Annotated in this window: 16 protein-coding genes, 1 tRNA gene and 1 CRISPR repeat array; of the genes, 16 read left to right on the forward strand and 1 reads right to left on the reverse strand. The window is 35.4% G+C overall.

Features of this window, described 5'->3' with window-relative positions:
• The first annotated feature begins 4 nt into the window (after nt 1–4).
• The 16 genes from thiL (at nt 5) to cas2 (ending at nt 17,167) form a co-directional block, all read left to right on the forward strand.
• Nucleotides 5–1,030 carry a thiamine-phosphate kinase gene (thiL, locus tag AACM02_RS13135; RefSeq protein WP_214063219.1) on the forward strand — a complete coding sequence of 342 codons (1,026 nt, stop codon included), beginning with the start codon at nt 5–7 and terminating at the stop codon, nt 1,028–1,030.
• A 198-nt stretch (nt 1,031–1,228) separates the two neighbouring features.
• Complete coding sequence (locus AACM02_RS13140; protein WP_238866016.1) at nt 1,229–2,179, forward strand: IS30 family transposase; 951 nt, start codon at nt 1,229–1,231, stop codon at nt 2,177–2,179.
• A 101-nt stretch (nt 2,180–2,280) separates the two neighbouring features.
• Nucleotides 2,281–2,353, forward strand: a tRNA-Phe gene (locus AACM02_RS13145).
• A gap of 446 nt (nt 2,354–2,799) precedes the next feature.
• Nucleotides 2,800–4,071 (forward strand): ATP-binding protein, encoded by a 1,272-nt coding sequence (locus AACM02_RS13150; protein ID WP_339117218.1) that lies wholly within the window; start codon nt 2,800–2,802, stop codon nt 4,069–4,071.
• Nucleotides 4,072–4,498: 427 nt separating this feature from the next.
• On the forward strand, nt 4,499–5,269 hold the full coding sequence (cas6, locus tag AACM02_RS13155) for a CRISPR-associated endoribonuclease Cas6 (RefSeq protein WP_339117219.1): 771 nt from the start codon (nt 4,499–4,501) through the stop codon (nt 5,267–5,269).
• Between the two features lie 30 nt (nt 5,270–5,299).
• Nucleotides 5,300–5,920 carry a plasmid pRiA4b ORF-3 family protein gene (locus tag AACM02_RS13160; RefSeq protein WP_339117220.1) on the forward strand — a complete coding sequence of 207 codons (621 nt, stop codon included), beginning with the start codon at nt 5,300–5,302 and terminating at the stop codon, nt 5,918–5,920.
• A 187-nt stretch (nt 5,921–6,107) separates the two neighbouring features.
• Nucleotides 6,108–7,982 carry a hypothetical protein gene (locus tag AACM02_RS13165; protein ID WP_339117221.1) on the forward strand — a complete coding sequence of 625 codons (1,875 nt, stop codon included), beginning with the start codon at nt 6,108–6,110 and terminating at the stop codon, nt 7,980–7,982.
• 19 nt (nt 7,983–8,001) lie between these two features.
• Nucleotides 8,002–8,940: a type I CRISPR-associated protein Cas7 gene (locus AACM02_RS13170; protein WP_339117222.1), complete on the forward strand. Its 939-nt coding sequence runs from the start codon at nt 8,002–8,004 to the stop codon at nt 8,938–8,940.
• 11 nt (nt 8,941–8,951) lie between these two features.
• Nucleotides 8,952–9,728, forward strand: coding sequence for a type I-B CRISPR-associated protein Cas5b (cas5b, locus tag AACM02_RS13175; RefSeq protein ID WP_339117223.1), 777 nt, complete (start codon nt 8,952–8,954; stop codon nt 9,726–9,728).
• Nucleotides 9,703–12,405 (forward strand): CRISPR-associated helicase Cas3', encoded by a 2,703-nt coding sequence (gene cas3, locus AACM02_RS13180; protein ID WP_321716010.1) that lies wholly within the window; start codon nt 9,703–9,705, stop codon nt 12,403–12,405. The genes cas5b and cas3 overlap by 26 nt, the downstream gene beginning before the upstream one ends.
• Nucleotides 12,406–12,427: 22 nt before the next feature.
• A complete protein-coding gene (locus tag AACM02_RS13185; RefSeq protein WP_339117224.1) occupies nt 12,428–12,988 on the forward strand; it encodes a DUF6155 family protein in 561 nt (186 codons plus the stop codon).
• Complete coding sequence (locus tag AACM02_RS13190) at nt 12,981–13,598, forward strand: UPF0158 family protein (RefSeq protein ID WP_339117225.1); 618 nt, start codon at nt 12,981–12,983, stop codon at nt 13,596–13,598. Before AACM02_RS13185 ends, AACM02_RS13190 begins: the two co-directional genes overlap by 8 nt.
• A gap of 25 nt (nt 13,599–13,623) precedes the next feature.
• Complete coding sequence (locus tag AACM02_RS13195; RefSeq protein WP_339117226.1) at nt 13,624–15,339, forward strand: SWIM zinc finger family protein; 1,716 nt, start codon at nt 13,624–13,626, stop codon at nt 15,337–15,339.
• A gap of 19 nt (nt 15,340–15,358) precedes the next feature.
• Nucleotides 15,359–15,868, forward strand: coding sequence for a CRISPR-associated protein Cas4 (gene cas4, locus AACM02_RS13200; RefSeq protein ID WP_339117227.1), 510 nt, complete (start codon nt 15,359–15,361; stop codon nt 15,866–15,868).
• A complete protein-coding gene (gene cas1b, locus AACM02_RS13205) occupies nt 15,868–16,887 on the forward strand; it encodes a type I-B CRISPR-associated endonuclease Cas1b (RefSeq protein ID WP_339117228.1) in 1,020 nt (339 codons plus the stop codon). The genes cas4 and cas1b overlap by 1 nt, the downstream gene beginning before the upstream one ends.
• Nucleotides 16,888–16,900: 13 nt before the next feature.
• A complete protein-coding gene (cas2, locus tag AACM02_RS13210) occupies nt 16,901–17,167 on the forward strand; it encodes a CRISPR-associated endonuclease Cas2 (protein WP_339117229.1) in 267 nt (88 codons plus the stop codon).
• A gap of 210 nt (nt 17,168–17,377) precedes the next feature.
• Nucleotides 17,378–20,218: a CRISPR direct-repeat array (repeat unit 30 nt; unit sequence CTTTTAATCGCACCGCTTATGGAATTGAAA).
• Nucleotides 20,219–20,516: 298 nt separating this feature from the next.
• Here the strand turns inward: cas2 and AACM02_RS13215 are convergent.
• Nucleotides 20,517–20,975: an Arm DNA-binding domain-containing protein gene (locus AACM02_RS13215; protein ID WP_214062507.1), complete on the reverse strand. Its 459-nt coding sequence runs from the start codon at nt 20,973–20,975 to the stop codon at nt 20,517–20,519.
• Between the last annotated feature and the right edge of the window lie 58 nt (nt 20,976–21,033).

Here is a 21,033-nt window from a genome sequence, read left to right on the forward strand (position 1 = left end):
ATTTATGCGTACAGAAATTTCCACCTTAGGAGAGTTTGGATTAATAGACCACCTCACCAAAAATATAATACTCACGCAACCCACAACAAAAAAAGGAGTGGGAGACGATGCTGCTGTTATAGACAACTCGGACAAACGGACGCTTGTCACCACCGATTTATTGCTGGAAGGTATTCATTTCGACCTGACTTACGTTCCGTTGAAACACTTGGGATATAAATCGGCAGTTGTCAACTTTTCCGACATTTATGCGATGAACGGAAAACCACAGCAAATAACGGTTTCGTTGGGTATCTCTCAACGGTTTTCGGTTGAAGATCTGGAAACTTTCTACGCCGGGGTATTACTTGCATGTGAAATTTACGGTGTTGATCTCGTAGGAGGCGACACGACATCATCGCTAACCGGGTTTTCTATTTCCATAACCTGTGTCGGCACAGCTGATGAAGAAAAAATCGTATACCGAAACGGAGCCAAAGATACCGACCTGATATTTGTTTCGGGCGACCTCGGTGCGGCATACATGGGCCTGCAATTGTTGGAACGTGAAAAGGCGGTTTTCGGAGGAAAAGCGGATTTTCAACCTGATTTTTCGGGGAAAGAATATATCCTTGAACGCCAGCTCAAGCCGGAAGCCCGGAAAGACATTGTTCAGTTCCTGTCCGGACAGGAAATAGTCCCCACAGCAATGATTGATATCTCGGATGGATTATCGTCAGACCTCCTCCACATCTGTAAGCAAAGCAACACGGGTTGCCGTATTTTCGAGGAACGGCTACCCATCGATTACCAAACCGCCGTAATGGCAGAAACATTCCATATGAATGTCACAACCGTTGCGTTAAACGGCGGCGAAGACTATGAATTGCTTTTTACCGTTCCCTTGTCTCTTCACGAGAAAGTGTCTGCCCTGCCGGGCGTACATCTTGTGGGCCACATCACTAAACCCGAAGAAGGGTGCTACCTGGTTACCCGCGATGGACAGGAAATGGAATTGAAAGCGCAGGGATGGAATCCAATTGGAAAATAACCGGATAATTTCCGACTAAGTTCAAGATAGAAGTGCAAAAGATTTGATTACATTACACTTCTTATCTTAATTGTTTTTTTCCAAAATCCCCTTTCAAAAGTGCTTAAGGGGTTTTGAAAAAAACAATTAGTCAATCAGCAACATAAAAAAATAAAAAAGGAGACCGAAGTCTCCCTAAAATTAACTATTATGTTGCTTATGAAAAAATACAAACAGTTAACTTCAGAACAAAGATATGCTATTTATTTAGGCTTACAAAACGGAACAAGCAAGTCTGAAATAGCCAAGCAGATAAAGGTAAATATTTCTACGGTTTATAGGGAATTAAGCCGTAACAAAAACAAAACTGGAGGCTACTCATGGCGTTTGGCACAAGAGATGGCCCAAGAGCGCAAAGAACGTTTACCGGGCAATAGATCGACATCGGAGTGGATTAAACAGAAAATAATCCGTCTCATTCGCAAAGATTGGTCGCCCAAACAAATCAGCGGATATCTCGCAAAATATGATCAAATATCTATCTCTCACGAGACTATTTATCAATGGATCAGGCAAGATAAGAAATCGGGAGGAAACCTTTACAAGCACTGCCGCCACAAGCTCAAATACAGAAAAAGACCCGTAGGTTCTGCCACTAACATACCCAACAGAAAAAGTATTCGCCAAAGGCCAAAAGAGGCCGACGGAAGCCGGTTTGGAGATTTTGAAATGGACACCATAATAGGAAACGGACAAAAGGAAATAATACTGACAATGACAGAAAGAAATACAAACTTTATAATGATGAGAAAACTGCCTATGGGCAAAGACTCTAAGCAGGTTTGCAAGGAAGTCATTGCTATGTTGCTGCCTTATAAGGACAAACTGAAAACCATTACAACAGATAACGGATCCGAGTTTGCAGCACACGAACTGATAACAAAAAAGTTGAAAGTACCGGTATATTTCACTGATCCTTATTCATCGTGGCAAAAAGGAGCTGTTGAAAATGCCAATAAATTAATCCGGCAATACATCCCAAAAGGAGCAACATTTAAAGATTATTCCGATGAGAAAGTAAAAGAAATACAGCATAAACTAAACAGAAGACCAAGAGAAAAATTAGACTTTAGCAATCCTAAAATAGAGTTTTACAAAAATTATTACTAAATTGCACTTGCTGGTTGACTCTAGGCCGACTATTTTTGTTCCAAAAATTTTTTATTTGTAAAAAATCCTTTTATCTTTGCAGTCGCAATTAAAAAAGCGATGGTGCCATAGCTCAGTTGGTAGAGCAACGGACTGAAAATCCGTGTGTCCCTAGTTCGATTCTTGGTGGCACCACCTGAAAATCAGGGAGTTACAAAAAAGTAGCTCCCCTTTTTTATGTCCATTTCTGTTAAAATACAGGTGAAAACGGTGAAATGTTTTCCATATAGTTAATGATATTTCGTACAAACGGGGTAAAATGTGGGAAAGTGGCTGCTTGCGGCATCTACAAAAGAAAAGCCCCTCATTTAGACGAGCTTCTGGCGGTATGGACGGGTGCGGAACACCCATCAATTAATCCGCTGTATTTCAGATATATTACAGTCTCAAACAATACTTATCCCCTACGGATAAACCTACGATTGTATTTCTCTAAAATGTAAAGAACTTCTCCAAACATCTATTTCTTGGTCTTGCAAATATACATTTTTTTCGATTATGAACAAATAAAAATCAAACAAATAATTAAATATATTCGTATATAAACGAAAAAGAACTACTTTTGTGCAAAACATTCGATTATGAACGAAAAAATTGCAATAATAGAAAAGTATAACTTATGGGGGGCTAAAACATTTGACTTTGGCTTTAAACGCGAAGAATATACAGAAAAAATAGTCGATTTTATAGGAAATAGACTAATTAAAGTGCTTGTCGGACAAAGGCGTTCTGGCAAAAGCTATATCTTGCGACAAGTGGGTAAACAGCTTATCGACAATGGTGTAAATCCTGAAAATACGTTGTTCATTAATCGTGAATTTGCCGACCTGGACTTCCTTCGTACATACAAAGATTTAGACGAACTTATAAAATCTTATAAGAAAGAACTTAAACCCAAAGGTAAAGTTTATATTTTCATTGACGAAGTCCAAATAATAGAACAATGGGAAAAAGTCATCAATTCGTACTCTCAAGATTATTCGGACAGTTACGAAATATTCATTACCGGTTCCAATTCTAAAATGCTTTCAGGTGAATTAGCCACACTCCTATCAGGACGATATGTATCTTTTGAAGTTTTCCCTTACAGTTATTCGGAATACTTGAGAATAACGGGGCAAGACAAGGGCAAACAAAGTTATATGGCTTATATGGATGGCGGCGGACTCCCCGAATTATTTATGCTTCAAAAGCAAGAACTTAAACGCAATTATATCTCTGCAATAAAAGACACCGTTTTATTAAGGGATATTATTCAACGTAATAACATTCGTGACCCCAAACTGCTTGAAGATATTTTTGTCTTTTTGGTGAACAACGCTTCCAACCTGATATCCATATCAAGTATTGTAAAGTATTTTAAAGGACAAGGGCGAAGAGTAAGCTATGATGCGATATCTAACTATATCGGATATATCGAAGATACATTTTTAATTCATCGTTGCGACCGATATGATATAAAAGGAAAAGACACGTTATCGGGTAATGCTAAATTTTACATGAATGATTTAGCCTACAAAAATTACCTTTATCCGGGATTTGGTTATGGTTTTGGATATCTTGTAGAAAATCTAATATACTTAGAGTTGTGTCGTGCCGGATTTGATGTTTATGTCGGTTTTTTACGGAACAAGGAAGTCGATTTTGTAGCTAAGAAGGCTGATCGTGTGATTTATATACAAAGTACGTATTTGCTTTCGGATGAATCTACCGTTGAGCGTGAATATTCCGCTCTCGAGTCTATTGGTGATAATTTTGAGAAAATTGTCGTATCACTTGATGATGCAATATTGCCTCTTAGGGGTGGAATAAGGCATTTGCAGGCATGGAACCTAAAAGAAATACTACAGTGAGAAAATGACAATTCGGAATATTTATATCTTAAACGTATTCATTTCTGATAGCCAAAGATGATGAATTGGGCAGAAAACTGCAAGATACAGATTTACGTACAGGGTTGCGGGCGCCTAAAAAGAAAACAAAACAATTAAGTTCATTGAAAAAAATAAAATGAGTGTCTCTGCTTGGAAAAAGAAGCAATCAAATACAGAATACCAAAAATAGAACAAAATTTGACGAGGTCGGCTTTTAGGTGTTAGTAAAGGATGAGTAGAAATCCGCATAAAACTACTTTTCTGAGATGCAAAAGGGATGCTTTGAACCGTTAGCTGTATGAATTATTTATAAAGTTTTTTTCATGAGCATATATTTGCAATATATGTAATTAATACCTAATTTTATTCCGTTCTTAATTATTAAAGTCAACTCGCTTTGTAAGAAATGAGATTCAAAATTACCTTAAATATTGATAACACTACATTCAGGAACCGACTTCCGCTCAACTACCAATACGAAATGTCAGCTGCACTATACAAAATACTGTATAGTGCTAACGAAGAATACGCTGCCTGGCTGCACAACAACGGCTACATGGCAGATAAATTGACTTTCAAACTCTTCACCTTTTCACGTCTAAACATTCCCAACTATCGCATCAAACCTCCTTTTATCGAAATTCAGTCAGACACGGTGGAGTGGCTGATTTCATTCCTTCCCGAACGAAGCACGCAAGAATTTATACAAGGCATATTCAAAGAGCAAAGTTTTGACTTGGGTAACAGGCAGGCAAACGTGCACTTTCAGGTGAAAAGTGTGGAAACGGTTCCGCCACCGGAATTTGAAGAAACAATGATATTTGAAACTCTTTCGCCAGCTTGCATTGTTTTCAAACGGGATGACGGTGGGGAAGATTATATTGCTCCGGACAATCCGCAAGCATCAGAACAAGTGAAAATCAACTTGCTGAATAAATACAAAGCTTTTATGGGAGAAGATTTTCCCGAAACCGACTTTCCTTTCGCCCTCAAAGCACTTACCGCGCCAAAATCTTCCCTTATCGCTATTAAATCCGGCACACCGCAAGAAACCAAAATACGTGGATTTATGTGCAAATTTCAATTGACTGCACCGGTGGAGTTGATGAAGATTGCGTATGAGTGTGGGGTTGGTGGGAAGAATAGTCAGGGATTTGGGATGGTCAAAAACAGCTAACGTTTTCATAAATCAATTAACTCAAAAGTTATGACATTTACATTTAAAATCAAAATTGACGGTAGCTCCAAACCTCCTATTTGGAGAAAAGTAAAAGTTAACAGCACCATCTCATTCGATGATTTTCATTTAGCAATCCAAGTGCTATTTGGGTGGCGTAATTATCATATGTATCAATTTTCGCCCAGCGGATGGAGGAGTACACCCTGCATCATGTATATTTACGAAGATGATGCCGAAGTTGAAATCAGACCGCTCTCTGGTCCGGACACATTTCCTTACGGAGAACGATACGATGCTGAAAAAATTAAATTGGAAGACTATTTCAGACAACTCAAACAAAAAATGGTGTATATGTATGATTTTGGCGATGATTGGAAACATACCATCGAATTAATCGAAGTTTCTGATGATACGGTTCTCTATCCTGTATGCTTGGGAGGAAAAGGTTCTAACCTCGAAGAAGATTGCGGTGGAATTTGGGGCTTTTACAATATGGTGGAGGCTATAAACGATCCAAAACACCCACAGCATAAGGAATACCGTGAATGGCTTGGGATGAAACGAGGGGAAAAATGGGATTTGAATGTGTTTGATTTGGAAGAAACGAATGAGATGTTGCGGGAGGTGTGGGGGATGAATAAGATGTGATTTTTTAGATAGAAACTTAAAACAACCCTCGTTAAGTAAACGAGGGTTGTACTTCCAAGTGGTGCGATTAAAAGTTTATAAAAATAACTATATTTCAATTCCCTAGTTTTTGGAGATACAAAAATAGCACTTGTTCATAAATAACTGTTGGTGAAATATATTTATATATTTGCAAAAAAGATTTAACATGATACGCGAAATAATAAATTTTATTGAGGAACTACCGCAAGAAATCTTAAATAATAACCTAAAACCCAAAGAAGGGCTTTATGTTCTTTTGGATATTGATAATGATGGGAATCTGTTGAATATAGATGAAAATGGGAAAATTAATCAATCAGATATTGGTAAATATACAGAGAAGGATGATGAAGAGAATAATCTTACAGAGCATATCTTGAATTGTAAAAATCTGTTCCTTAATTCACAAGTAATGGGTAAAGGAACGAATAAAAGCTTTAATTCTTCTTCGGGATTATTTTCTATTACTGCTACACCCTTCGGTATAGGTTTTTCTAAGAAAAATTATGCAAATCCTGAAAGAGACAGAAGTAAAGAATACATTAATAATCAAATTGAAGCATATTTTAAAGCTGCAAATCCTTATTTAGACGGAGATGAAAAGTATTTACACTGGATGAATAAACTCAAGCAGTATTTATTGACAAACATGTATGATTATATTGCAAATAATGATTTGCTTTCTGATGTCAAGCAAAATGAAAATGTGTTTTTTTTCTTAAAAGATCCTGCATTAAAAGATTATAAAATAGTAAATCAGAAATATTTTGCAAAAAGTATATTTAATGAAACACTAGACTCAAAAAATGGAAAAGTTGGAATATATGCCAACACCCATAACTTTAATGAAGATAAGATTTTCTTAAAACATAAAACAGGATTAACTGAAAGTGTGAAATGGGTTAGTGGTGATGTTGCAACTCAATTAGAATCATTTTATTCTATTCAGAAATATTTACCAAATCCTTTCCCATTATTTGTTTATAAAGAAGAAGCTGAAAATGCGATCAAAATTCTAAAAAATGATGGAAAAATCCAATACGTCGAGATGATTAAATCTATTTTAGGAAAGGATAAGGACGAATTACATAATTTTTATTTACTTTTTTTTAGAGGAAGTGATTACAGCCGGATCGCAGATATGGATTTTATTCCAAGTTTCAAGTACAAAACAGATATTGTTATAAATACAATTTTTCCAATTAGCCGAAATAATCTTTTTCATATAATTATTGATAATGTGTTTGATTTTGAAAAGTACATAGCATTTGAGGTGTTAAATAAACCGGAAGATACTCATTACATAAATTATTTTGGAGAAGAAAAAATTAAAAATGAAAAATCAAAAAGGATACGATATACACAAAATGGCTACAACCAATTCTTAAAATATAGAAAAGCATTTTACGATTATATCTACAAATCCAGAAAAGAAGCACTCACTCAAACAATGTTCGATGATATTCTTTTAAAAGGAGTAATAGACGACATACAGCACGACGAATATAAGCATGATACAAAAATTAACACTAAGAGAATTCCAATATTAAATAAGATAAATATTTGGTTTAGTCTATATAATTATTTTAATGATTCAAATCAAAATAAAAGAGAAGACATGATTACAAAAATTGAAAGACACAGAAATGTTATAGATGCTATCATTTCTGATGAAACAAAATTATTAAGCTCTGATGATGAGTTTGCCTATGCATCCGGACATTGTATCCGTTATTTGTTTTCCAAAAGCGAAACAAAAGATAAAAGTTATAATCGGTTAGAAGCATTTTTGCAAAAAACGGATAGCAGATTATTCCAAAAAGCAATCGCAAACTTTTTTGCCATGTATAAACATAAAAACATGACAGATAAGTTTGGTAGAGTGTTTTCACAAGTGATGAACTATGAAACCGAGGCAAACATGAAAGATTTCTTACCGGAATTTCTTTCAGGCTTCTTTGATTACAATAAACTATTCTCAGTTAACGAGCAAGAAGAAATTGATAAAGATGAAATCACTGAACAAGAAAATGAAAATTAACTTTTAAAACAATAATAAAATGGAATTTAATAACAGAGTATTCGGATGCGTAGTTGTAAAATCAATCAACTCAAACTATAACGCTGATTTTAGCGGTCAACCAAGAACATTGCCTGATGGCACAGTATATGCCACAGACAAAGCGTTGAAATATGCAATAAGAAATTATTGGATGAAAATGTTTCCTTCGGAAAAAATATTTTACTTTACTCAATACGATGATAATGGGAATCCCTTGACTTTAGATAATTTAGTTATTCGACATTTTGGGATGTTTCCGACAAAGAAAATCCAACAAGAAAAAGGCAAAGGAAAAACTAAAAAGGTAGAAGAAGTTGAAGTATTAGATAAAGTTTCGTTAAAAAATAAGTTACTAGAATGTATTGACATCAAATGCTTTGGAGCTACTTATGCCGGAAAAACAAATATATCTATTCACGGTGCTGTTCAAATAAATCATGGAATAAATATTTGGAAGGAAAACAATATTTTTAGTGAGCAAATAAAATCACCAGTTGCAACCGAAGAAGGCGATGAGATGACAACTATAGGACGCAGTGTAAAACTCCAAGAAGGACACTATTTACATCATTTTTCTATAAACCCAATCAATACTGAAAATAAATTAACTAGCGAGGATATAGCTAAACTAAAAGAAGCAATGTGTAAAGGAGTGACTTATTACGATAGTGCTGCTAAAGCTGGAACCGATAATGAACTTTTGATTTGGATACAATTAAAAAAAGAGTCTAAAATTGTTTTGCCCAACATCAATTCACTAATAAAAAAAGAACAATTAACCAAGGAAAATAGCAAACTGGTTTTTGATCTTTCCGAGGTATCAAATTTGGTAAAAAAATACGAAAAAGATATTGAAAAATATGAAGTGTATTATCAAAAAGAAAATACGAAAATAATCAATGGGCCTGTTGCTCAAGATCATTTTGATTTGAATTAAATCTCATACTTATGAATCAGTTGATTTCATTTGACATAAAAGCCGAGTTTGGTTTTTTAAAAAAACCCGACACTAATGAACCTATGTATTTAACTTTCAATATGATACATAAGCCGTTTGTTCTGGGACTTTTAGGAGCAATCCTTGGTAAAAAGGGATTCGAGGAAAACAATGTTTTACCTGAATACTATAGAGAGCTTCAACATATTCAAATTGGAATTGCACCCATTAACTCGGAAAAAGGCAATTTCCCAAAAACAGTCATTAAATATAATAATTCAACAGGCGCAGCAAACGCAACATCAATTGAAAATATAAAAGGCAAGATTGGAGCAACCTTGAACATTGTAGAACAAACTTTGGTTAACCCATCATACAGGATTTATTTACTAACTGATAATCAAGAATTAATAACTCGAATTAAAAATCAAGAGGCAATTTTTCTGCCTTATTTAGGGAAAAATGATTTTTCACTATGGTGGGATAAAGTAAAAAACTATAATTACCAAATCTTTAATCCTGACAATAGCTATAAAGTATGCTCTTTGTTTACAAAGAAAATGATTTTGAAAGAGGGTAAACAGATTGATGAAGAAGTGCCCGTATGGGAAATGGATTTTTCAGGTGAAGAATTTATATATTTTGAGCGTTTACCAACTGGCTATGATGAAGATCTTTATCAATATATATACAAACCATTTGTATATACAACATTCAAACTAAACAAAGACTACAAAATAGACAATCTTTATCAACTAGATAATGGCGAAGTTATTCAGCTCTTTTGAGGAAATTTATCAAAATGAAACTCGCATTGAAAATGTGCTGACTGAATATTCCAAATATTCAGCTCACACCCATCATGATAAGGAAAATGAATTGCTACACAAGCATATTCATTTGGTTATGCAGTATGGTATAAAGTTGTCAGAAGTTCATGATTTAAACAAAGTTATTAACCACCTGATTAAAGATTGGATTCTTGTAAACCCAAAGATTACAAAAATAGAATTAGTCGGCAATTTTGTTAAAAGACTTTTTGTCAATACATTACTATACCATGATTATGGGAAGGTAAATGAGAATTTCCAAATTGAAAAAATGAGAAATTCTCATCTTTTCAAGGAGAATAGGCATAATAAGATTGGGGCGAAGCATTCTATCTTAAGTACATATATTTATCTCAATATTCATCTGCAAGAAATAATTGAAAACAAATATTTCACGACCGAAGAAAAAGAGTTTCTGATCATAAACACTTTAATATTCTCTAATTCAATTCTAAAACACCACTCAGGTTTTTTCGAGCAGGAGATTGTTTTTGATGAAACAATTGTTGAAAACTTAAGACCTTACTTGCATTTATTTGGATGTGAATCTATCAAAGGTGTTAAAAGTATTTTAATAAATGCGGTTTCAGTATTTACACACTCAATAAACAAGCTTAAATCTAATAGTGAACAATATTTTCCAATCATTGCATTGACTAAACTTAATTTTTCATTGTTGACGGCTTCTGATTATTATGCAACCAATGAATTTATGCAAGATATTAGATGCACGGATTTTGGTTTGTTTAGCAAAAGCGACAAATCAAATTTATTTGACAGGTTTCTAAATAATGAGGAGATACTTTATAATGGAGAGCTGATGAGGAATTTTGAGTATTTTAATAATTTAGAATTCGAAAATTTAAACGAACGGAATAATAAAAATCTCAATTTACTTCGACAGAAAATAGCTGCCGAGGCAATTACTACTTTAAAAAATAACTCACAGAATTTCCTTTATTACCTTGAGGCTCCTACTGGAGGTGGTAAAACCAATATATCCTATGCCTGCGCTTTGGAACTACTGAAAATTGATGAGAAATTAAATAAAATCTTTTATGTTTTCCCTTTCACAACATTGATAACACAAACCTTCAGTAGCATCAAAAAAACGTTGCAGATTGGGAATGATAAAGTTATTCAATTACATGCAAAAAGTGGATTTCATACATCTAATGATGAACAACAAGACGATGGGCTATATGGGAATAACAAATTGAACTATATCAATAATTTATTCATAAACTACCCGATAACGTTATTGTCGCATGTAAAGTTTTTTGACATGTTGAAAGACAATGACAAGGATAACAATTACATATTACATAGGCTAAGCAATTCTATTGTTATTATCGACGAGTTACAGGCATATACACCTAAACATTGGGATAAAATCATATTTTTTTTAATTAATTACGCTAAATATTTTAATATCAGATTTGTCATTATGTCGGCAACTCTTCCGAAGATTGACAAATTAAGCACTGAAGCCAAAGGAAAAGTTGTCTCTTTGGTACCGAACAGACATAAATACTTTACCAACGCAAACTTTAAAGGTCGAATAACTTTCGATTTTTCATTATTAGGCGAAAATGGGAAAAAAATAATAACCTTAGATCAGCTAAAAGATGTTGTGTATGAACAATTAGAAAATTATTATTCAAGCAATTATACAGCAAATGGTTTGATTGAGTTTATTATTAAAAAATCGGCCTCAGAATTTTATAAAAATATATGTAAAGATAAACGATATGAAGATTACCAAAAGTTCTTAATATCGGGAACCATTTTAGAACCAAGAAGACAAGAAATTATTGAAGCAATCAAAAGCAAAGAATATAAAGGCAGAAAATTTAGTAAATCAGTAGCGGTAACTACCCAAGTAGTAGAGGCAGGTGTTGATATTGATATGGATATTGGATTTAAAGACAAATCACTTGTAGATAGCGACGAACAACTCGCAGGGCGAGTTAACCGAAATGCTAAGAAAAATAATTGTAAAGTATTCATATTCAATTATGATAAGGAATATTCTGTTTATGGAAAAGATAATCGTCACAAGCAAAAAATATCATTTGACGACTATAAAGCTATCTTGGATGATAAAAATTTTGATTTGCTATATGATAAAGTCAATAATGACATAATCAAATTAAATGATAGTAAGTGGATTGTTAATTTAAAAGATTATTTGGAAAATTTTAAAAGTTTCAATTACAGAAAAATTAATAACGATTTTCAATTAATAGAAGCAGATGCTATTTCTGTATTTGTACCTTTACCTATTGAGCAAAAATGGTTTACTGCATCAGAACTCCAATTTTACAATAATTATAATGATACCGCTTCAGATTTTATAGATGGAGAAAAAGTCTTTGAAATTTATAAGAAAATAATATTTGCAGACAATGATTTTATTTCAAAAGCTATAGATAAAAAGCAGATAATCGGTATTATGTCAAAATTCATGTTTTCAACTTATACGCATTCAAGTATGACTAAAGAGTTATTGATATATTCCGATATGGAGGTTTTTAATCAATATGGAATGATTTATTTATCACATTATTCGGAAGTATATTCCCTTGAAAATGGTATTGATGATAGTAAGTTTAAAGAAGCAATTTTTTTATAATTATTTAAATCCACACACCCAAATGTCCAAATCCACCCTCAAAACCCACTTAAAATCCCTCACCAAAGAGCAGGTAATTGATTTCGTTATGCAGGTTTACGACAACGTGAAGCCGGCAAAAGAATTTATGGAGTATTATCTCAATCCCAACGAACAGGTGATGTTTGAGAAGTATAAGAAAATCATTGTTCAGGAATTTTATCCAACCACAAAATACGGTGATCCTAGAACTCGCTTCTCTGTTTGCAAGAAAGCCATTGCCAATTTTCGTACGTTACATCCATCACCACTTCTTTTGGCTGATTTGATGCTTACTCTTGCCGAAAATGCCTGTAAATTTACATACGATTGCGGCGATATGTGGGAACAGTTTTATGATAGCGCCGCAACAAATTTTCAATCGGCATTAAAATATATGCAGAAAAACAATTTATTGGATGACTTCAAACTGCGTTGCGTTGATTGCGTAAAATATGCTTCGCCCTGCGGATATGGTTTTGCCGATGAAATTGCTGAAATATTTTATGAATATTACGGTGAAGGTGCCAAGTTTACAAACAAATACGGAGATAAATATGAGTAACACATTAGACCAAATACTCGCCATCATCCGTTCGGTAATGGATGATAAACAGAAGCTCAACCGGATTTTGGAGTTTCTGGAAGAGGAAATTCTCATTGAGGAGGAATTTAAAGAAATTGAGATTCCTGAAAAATTTAAACCCTGCATTACCGAGATAGCCGGCAGTATTGATGCCGGCCTTGTATGTTTTTTCAATCCCGAAACGCTTGCGATAGACGCTTATCCTCGCGATCTTTTGCATAAAGTTGATTTGTTTGGTGACGAACCGGAGGAGGTGAAAAAGAACTTGTCGGAATTATACGGTTGGGACGACGTAAAAGTGCTTGATTGGCTAATCTTTATCGAATTTACTCCGCCCGACTCTCACGAAAGCTTCCGTATTATGGAAGCATTTGCTGAAAGACTGAAAAATGCAGACAAACTGAAAAATAAACTCATTGATGCTCTGAATAATCGCAAACCGTTTGCCAATTTCAAGAATATCATCGACAACAGCGACCATCGGCAAGATTGGTTCGATTTCAAGGTTCGATGGTTAGAGAATAGTGTGGCCGCACAATTGATGGAAGAGTTGGATAATTTCCAATGTGGGGCTTTTGAAAAAATATAAAGTATTAAAAAAAACAATACGGGCAATGACTAAAGCAAAAAAAACGCTTCCTCCCTACGAACATCTCTTTTCTGCTCAATCATTAAAAAGAGCTTACGAATATGTGAATTATGTTGAAAATGTGCAGTTTTCCCAAAACGGTATTTCCTGTAAAGTGGAAGGCAGTTATCCATACAAAGTAAAAATTGCCTGGAACGATAACGATTACACAGAGTTATCTTGCACTTGCCCATACGATTATGAAGGTTATTGCAAACACATTGCCGCCGTGTTAATGTATATAGAGGAAGAGGAGGAATTTCTCGAAATACCGACCACAACGAAAAAACAAAAAAAGCCGGAGTGGAAACAAATTATTGAAAAATTATCGAAAGAAGAGCTTCAAGCTTTCCTGATCGAATATGCTGCCGATGATGAAAGCCTGATAAACACGATAATGATAAAATATGCAACGCCAATTGACAGGGTGGATATTCAAAAATACAAGAAAATTGTCAACAACATTTTCAGTTCTGCTTCCGATGATTTCGGATTTATCCACTATCAAGACGTATATGGTGTTTCTCATTTAATTTCCAATTTATCAGACAAAGCGATTTCTGCCAGAGAAAAAGCCAAATTTGAGGAATCGTTCAGCATTAGCGCAGCCATGTGCGAAGTATGCATCGATTATATTCAAAACCTGGACGACTCAAGCGGATGGATTGGAGGACTTATTTATGACGCGTTCCGGAATATTGAAAATGTTTTTCACGAGTGTAAAAACGAAACACTCGAAAACTTGATTTTCGAATGGCTTAGCAAACAAATGAAAAATCCGGATTACAGCGATTACGGCTGCGATGAAGGATTAGAATCCATTTATTTCGAGCTGGGAAACAATCCACCATACACAGAATCGACATCTCGGTTTATCGATGAACAGTTATCTCAATATGAAAAGGGAACCGACTGGAGTTCTAAACACAGGTATAACGAGTTTCTAATGCAAAAATTAGTACTACTTGAAAAACAAGAAAAAACAGAAGAAGCTCAATTATTGATCGAAAAGAATTTGCAACTGTCCGATATCCGGAAAATAAAGGTAAATCAGTTACTCGAACAAAAAGACTTCTTTAAAGCAACTGAGTGTATCAAAGAAGGAATTAGGATATCGGAGCAAGAGAATCTTGCCGGCGTTACCCGAAACTGGAATAATCTGCTGCTTCAAATCTATCAAGAACAAAACATGCAATACGAGCTCCATTATTTGGCAAGAAGCATGTTTTTAAATCATTCAGACTCTATGGAATATTACCGTATATATAAACGAACCGTAGAAAAAGCAAAATGGAGCGCAGAATTGTCATCGATAATCGATGAACTGAAAAAACGGAGAAAAACAAACGCATGGCATTACCACTTCTCGTATGATTTAGCCAATATTTACATCGAAGAGGAAATGTGGGGAGAACTTTTTATCGAAGTAAAAGATGCAAACGATATCTCTGTAACAAGTAGATATGCCAAATATCTTCAAGACGGCTTTTCTTCGCAACTTATTGATATTTATAGAGACTCCATCGTTAAATATGCTCAAAGAACAGGCCGAAATATTTACGAAGATACTAAGAAATATTTGAAAGAAATGAGTAAGTTAAAAAATGGCTTGTTTGCGGCTAAAGCTTTGAAAGAGGAACTTCTTAACACATACAAGAATCGTCCGGCAATGAAAGAGATTTTAGCGCCTTTATTCCGCTAATCAATAAAAAAAGAGCAAAATGCACCCCACCGGCACCCATTTCAATTACTATCAAGTTTGCAAGCGAAAACTTTGGCTTTTTGCTAACGGCATCAATATGGAGCACACATCCGACTTGGTGTACGACGGCAAGTTGATACAGGGAACCAGTTATCCGCAACGTTCGGAAAGGTACGAGGAGCTGGAAATGGACGGGATAAAAATTGATTATTATGATGCCCGCAACAAGGTAATTCACGAAATCAAACGTTCCGATAAGGTGGAACGAGCACACGAATGGCAGGTGAAATATTACATCCACGTGTTGGAGCGGAACGGTGTCGAAGGCGTTACGGGAATCTTGGAATATCCTGCCCTGCGCCATACATCCCAAGTGGTTATGACCGACGAAGACCGCAAAAAAATATTGGAAATGGAAAAAGATATCGAAAAAATCATTTATTCTGATGAATGTCCACCGGTAATCAATGCTAAGATTTGCCGCAGTTGCAGTTATTATGAATTTTGCTACGTGAGAGAAACCGAATAATGAAAAAAACCTATTATTTATTCAATCCCGGCACATTAGAGCGAAAGGATAACACGCTTAAGTTTACTCCGTTTGAGGAAGATGGTAATGGAGAAATGCTGAAATCCGGCCAACCGCGTTATCTTCCGGTGGAAGATATCATGGAGTTTTATGTTTTCGGCTCGCTTAGAGCAAATAGTTCGTTATATAATTTTCTGGGGCAAAAAGGTATAGCCGTTCATTTTTTTGATTATTACGAAAACTATACCGGATCGTTTATGCCACGCGACAGTTTGCTCTCGGGGCGAATGATTTTGGCGCAAACTTCTGCCTATCAAAATAAAAAGAAACGCATTGAGCTGGCTCGCAAATTTGTGGAAGGAGCTTCGTTTAATATGACTAAAAACCTGCGGTATTACAACACACGTGGCAAAGATCTCGATGGTTTAATAGAAAAAATTGAAGAATATACTTCACAACTTCCGTATTTAAATGCGGTGGATGCACTCATGGGTATTGAAGGCAATGTCAGACAGATATATTACAAAGGCTTTGATTTGATACTGAATGATTTCAGTATGGATGGACGAAGCAAAATGCCGCCTCGTAACGAGGTAAACGCGCTTATATCGTTTGGAAACATGATGTGCTATAGTCAATGTTTGCGTGCCATTCATCAAACTCAACTTAATCCTACGATAAGCTATCTGCATACACCTGGAGAAAGACGTTATTCACTTTCGATGGATATTTCGGAAATTTTCAAACCAATTTTGGTCGATAGAGTCATTTTCAGACTGCTGAATAAAAGGGAATTGCAGGAAAAGCATTTCGATAATAAACTCAATCGCTGCTTACTCAACCCGACAGGCAAAAAGATTTTCGTAAAAGCTTTTGATGAGCGCTTATCTGAGACTATCCAGCACCGTTCGTTAAAACGAAAAGTGAGTTACAAACATCTCGTCAAGTTGGAATGCTATAAACTGAGTAAGCATTTGTTGGGAATGGAAGAATACAAGCCATTTAAGATGTGGTGGTAATAAAGTGTTTTTTATGTACGTTATTTTAGTTTATGATATAGGAGAAAAACGTGTGGGTAAAATGCTTAGACTTTGCCGAAAGTATTTGAATTGGATTCAAAATTCCGTTTTTGAGGGAGAAATTTCCGAAGTTCGCCTAAAAGAGCTAATTTTAAAAGCAGAGAAAATTATGAAAAAAGAAGAGGATGATAGTTTGATTGTTTTTTCGAGTCCTACTAATAAATTTCTTGACAAACAAATAATTGGAAAAGAGCGTAGTAGTATCGATGTTTTCTTATAATCTGTTGTCGAAACTTACTTTTTTGAAAAATTCACCACTAGTTATCCGATCTTAAGTTCTTTGACATATTGAAAATCAAGATATAAAATAGGTTGTCGGTAGTCGGCAGTTTTCTTACTATTGACTATCGACAACTTTTTACACTAAAAAAACAATCTTATATTCATCAAACAGCTGAGCATCAGCTGTATTTTTTGCTGTTATTAACGGCTTTTAATCGCACCGCTTATGGAATTGAAATCTCTTTTCCAGCAGGCTTTTGCGTAACGCCCTTTCATCTTTTAATCGCACCGCTTATGGAATTGAAATCAAAGAAAAATAACATTTAAAAATTTACTGATATGCTTTTAATCGCACCGCTTATGGAATTGAAATTTAGTATTATATGATCTTTTGCCGATTTCTCGTTCTTTTAATCGCACCGCTTATGGAATTGAAATTTGAATCGCTCAGGGAGATTGCATCGAATCACATAAGCTTTTAATCGCACCGCTTATGGAATTGAAATTACATATTCACGCACGACTACATCCTTGAGGCTGTGCTTTTAATCGCACCGCTTATGGAATTGAAATTAAATGAAGATCCCTATACTTGGGTACAAGGTATTGCTTTTAATCGCACCGCTTATGGAATTGAAATTCGAGAAAAGGATGCAGGACGAGATAAATAGATTGACTTTTAATCGCACCGCTTATGGAATTGAAATAGCGGAATATCCTCAATAAGATAAACGACATCCAGCCTTTTAATCGCACCGCTTATGGAATTGAAATGTAAAAATCACATACAGCAAGAACGGGCAGATACACTTTTAATCGCACCGCTTATGGAATTGAAATGATGCAATCTCTTTCGTGTACCTGAAACTTCCGCCTTTTAATCGCACCGCTTATGGAATTGAAATTGCCTAACCGCAGAAGAGGAAACACCTATTATAAACTCTTTTAATCGCACCGCTTATGGAATTGAAATATAGTAAACAGACTGTTCAGGGAAATATACCTGTACGCTTTTAATCGCACCGCTTATGGAATTGAAATTCAATTCAACTTGGTAGGCACTTGTTCTGGAGCAATTCTTTTAATCGCACCGCTTATGGAATTGAAATGAGACAAGAAGCCGACATTCGACGCACTAAGGGCGGCTTTTAATCGCACCGCTTATGGAATTGAAATTACAGAAATCGACCACAAGGACATCGAGCGAAGATGCCCTTTTAATCGCACCGCTTATGGAATTGAAATATATATTCTTGATGCAATTGGAAACGGAAGCACAAGTCTTTTAATCGCACCGCTTATGGAATTGAAATCACGTAACGTCTCCGCCCATTTCTGCAACCCTCCCGCTTTTAATCGCACCGCTTATGGAATTGAAATATGTGATCGCGGAGCACGACGATGAGTTCCAGGTGTATCTTTTAATCGCACCGCTTATGGAATTGAAATGCAACATATTCAGGATGCCTTTTCATAAATTCCTTGCTTTTAATCGCACCGCTTATGGAATTGAAATGTGGAACAACACCGCCTCTTTGCTGAGTTATGGCCTCTTTTAATCGCACCGCTTATGGAATTGAAATTTCTTCTTAACCGGAGCTTCCTTTGCTGTATTGTCTTTTAATCGCACCGCTTATGGAATTGAAATATGGAACAACACCGCCTCTTTGCTGAGTTATGGCCCTTTTAATCGCACCGCTTATGGAATTGAAATTCCCGAACGTGCGAACGAGGAACATGAAGAACACGTCTTTTAATCGCACCGCTTATGGAATTGAAATGTAAAAATCACATACAGCAAGAACGGGCAGATACAGACTTTTAATCGCACCGCTTATGGAATTGAAATAGCGCATGAAGTTGATAGGGGAGAGCAGTCACCTGCTTTTAATCGCACCGCTTATGGAATTGAAATTCTGTCTGCATACTTGGTAATGTAGTCAACATAGGCTTTTAATCGCACCGCTTATGGAATTGAAATAACGTCCTGCATCACTCCATCGTAGAACATGTAGTTCTTTTAATCGCACCGCTTATGGAATTGAAATTGTTTTTGGTGAAGTTGTCCGAGTGCTCCTGTGAGACTTTTAATCGCACCGCTTATGGAATTGAAATTATCAACCACTCCCTCGTCACGATTATAGGATTGCTCTTTTAATCGCACCGCTTATGGAATTGAAATAATTCTATGTACGCAGCGATGTTATTTCTGTTCGAACTTTTAATCGCACCGCTTATGGAATTGAAATTTGAAAATAATGCGCAAAATCCTGGCAGCTTTCTGGATCTTTTAATCGCACCGCTTATGGAATTGAAATGAAGAATAGCATCACCGTTAGGGAAATCACCGAATCTTTTAATCGCACCGCTTATGGAATTGAAATAAATGTTTTAACTCCTAACGCTCCCTCTATAGCTGGCTTTTAATCGCACCGCTTATGGAATTGAAATAGGTTATCAGTGTTCATTCCGTTCACCCCTGCGACTTTTAATCGCACCGCTTATGGAATTGAAACCGCCAAATGATTTGCCGCTACCTCGCCCACCGATGACTTTTAATCGCACCGCTTATGGAATTGAAACTATTTTGGATGCACTTCGATATGTCGTTATGCACCCTTTTAATCGCACCGCTTATGGAATTGAAATATACGTTGCTCCGCAGGAAGTCAAACCTTGCCGATACTTTTAATCGCACCGCTTATGGAATTGAAATAAAAAAGATGAGTCTGTTTTTATGATAACAACAAAACTTTTAATCGCACCGCTTATGGAATTGAAATATCGCAGAAGGCTGCAGAGTTGTTGGCATTGTATCTTTTAATCGCACCGCTTATGGAATTGAAACTCAATATCATTTAAGTTTCGTACGTTTTTCTAATTCTTTTAATCGCACCGCTTATGGAATTGAAAATGAATTATTTAAGCAAAAACGATCCATCATTGAAAGACTTTTAATCGCACCGCTTATGGAATTGAAACTACGCTCCCGTGTCGTGCTGTATACTTGCTGCTTCTCTTTTAATCGCACCGCTTATGGAATTGAAAGAGAATACTAACTAATTGATATTCCGGTGATATGCACCCACTTGTTAAACTATTATTTTGACAAAGTTATCTTTTTTTTCTTAAACTCTCACCTTTATTATGGAAAGCTTTCCATAACAAAGGAAAAAGCTATCGTATGCAAAACAGAAAAACAATTTTTGAAAATGAAAAAAACTAACGAAAATATCTTTATTTTTGCTCAGAATTTACTGTATTCCTGTTCCCGAAAATACTGTAGGTAATGTTCCCAAAAACACTGTACAGGATTTTCCCATTTTCACTGTATTTTTAATTCCTGTTTACAGGGTTATATCCGATATTTTAAGTTTGGGTGCAAACTCTTTCAGAATTTTGTATGTGCCGTTGTAGATTCTGATGGTATCTTGAGCCTTGCCTTCATTTTTCTTATCCTCAACGATTTTTAAATAATAGTCATAAAAGGATTCATGTTCGGGCTTAATCTTCTTCTTGCCGGCAAAGAAATCTTTCACGAGATTGATAGATATTTCTCCGCCTGTACTTTGCTCCGTAAGCAAGTGAGTTTCCAAACTATCTATTTCTTTTTTAAGTACGTTTTGGAGCGGATTTTTCTTTGGAAGTTGAAGTTTGGAATCCCAAAGACTTTTTTCGACTTCGTACCCAGTTGGGATTTTGGTTTCATTTCCTGATACCCGAACTCGTAAATAAATAGGGTATTTGCCGTTTTTTAATACTGGCTTGTCAGTTCTGATGCAAGCTCTTACTGAAAATGGCTTCACAATTGTTTGCTTTATTGCTAATCATGGGCTAAATTAGTAAAGTTTCTGTGAATAGAAA

This window comes from Petrimonas sp. (genome assembly GCF_963921705.1).
GTDB lineage: Bacteria > Bacteroidota > Bacteroidia > Bacteroidales > Dysgonomonadaceae > Petrimonas > Petrimonas sulfuriphila.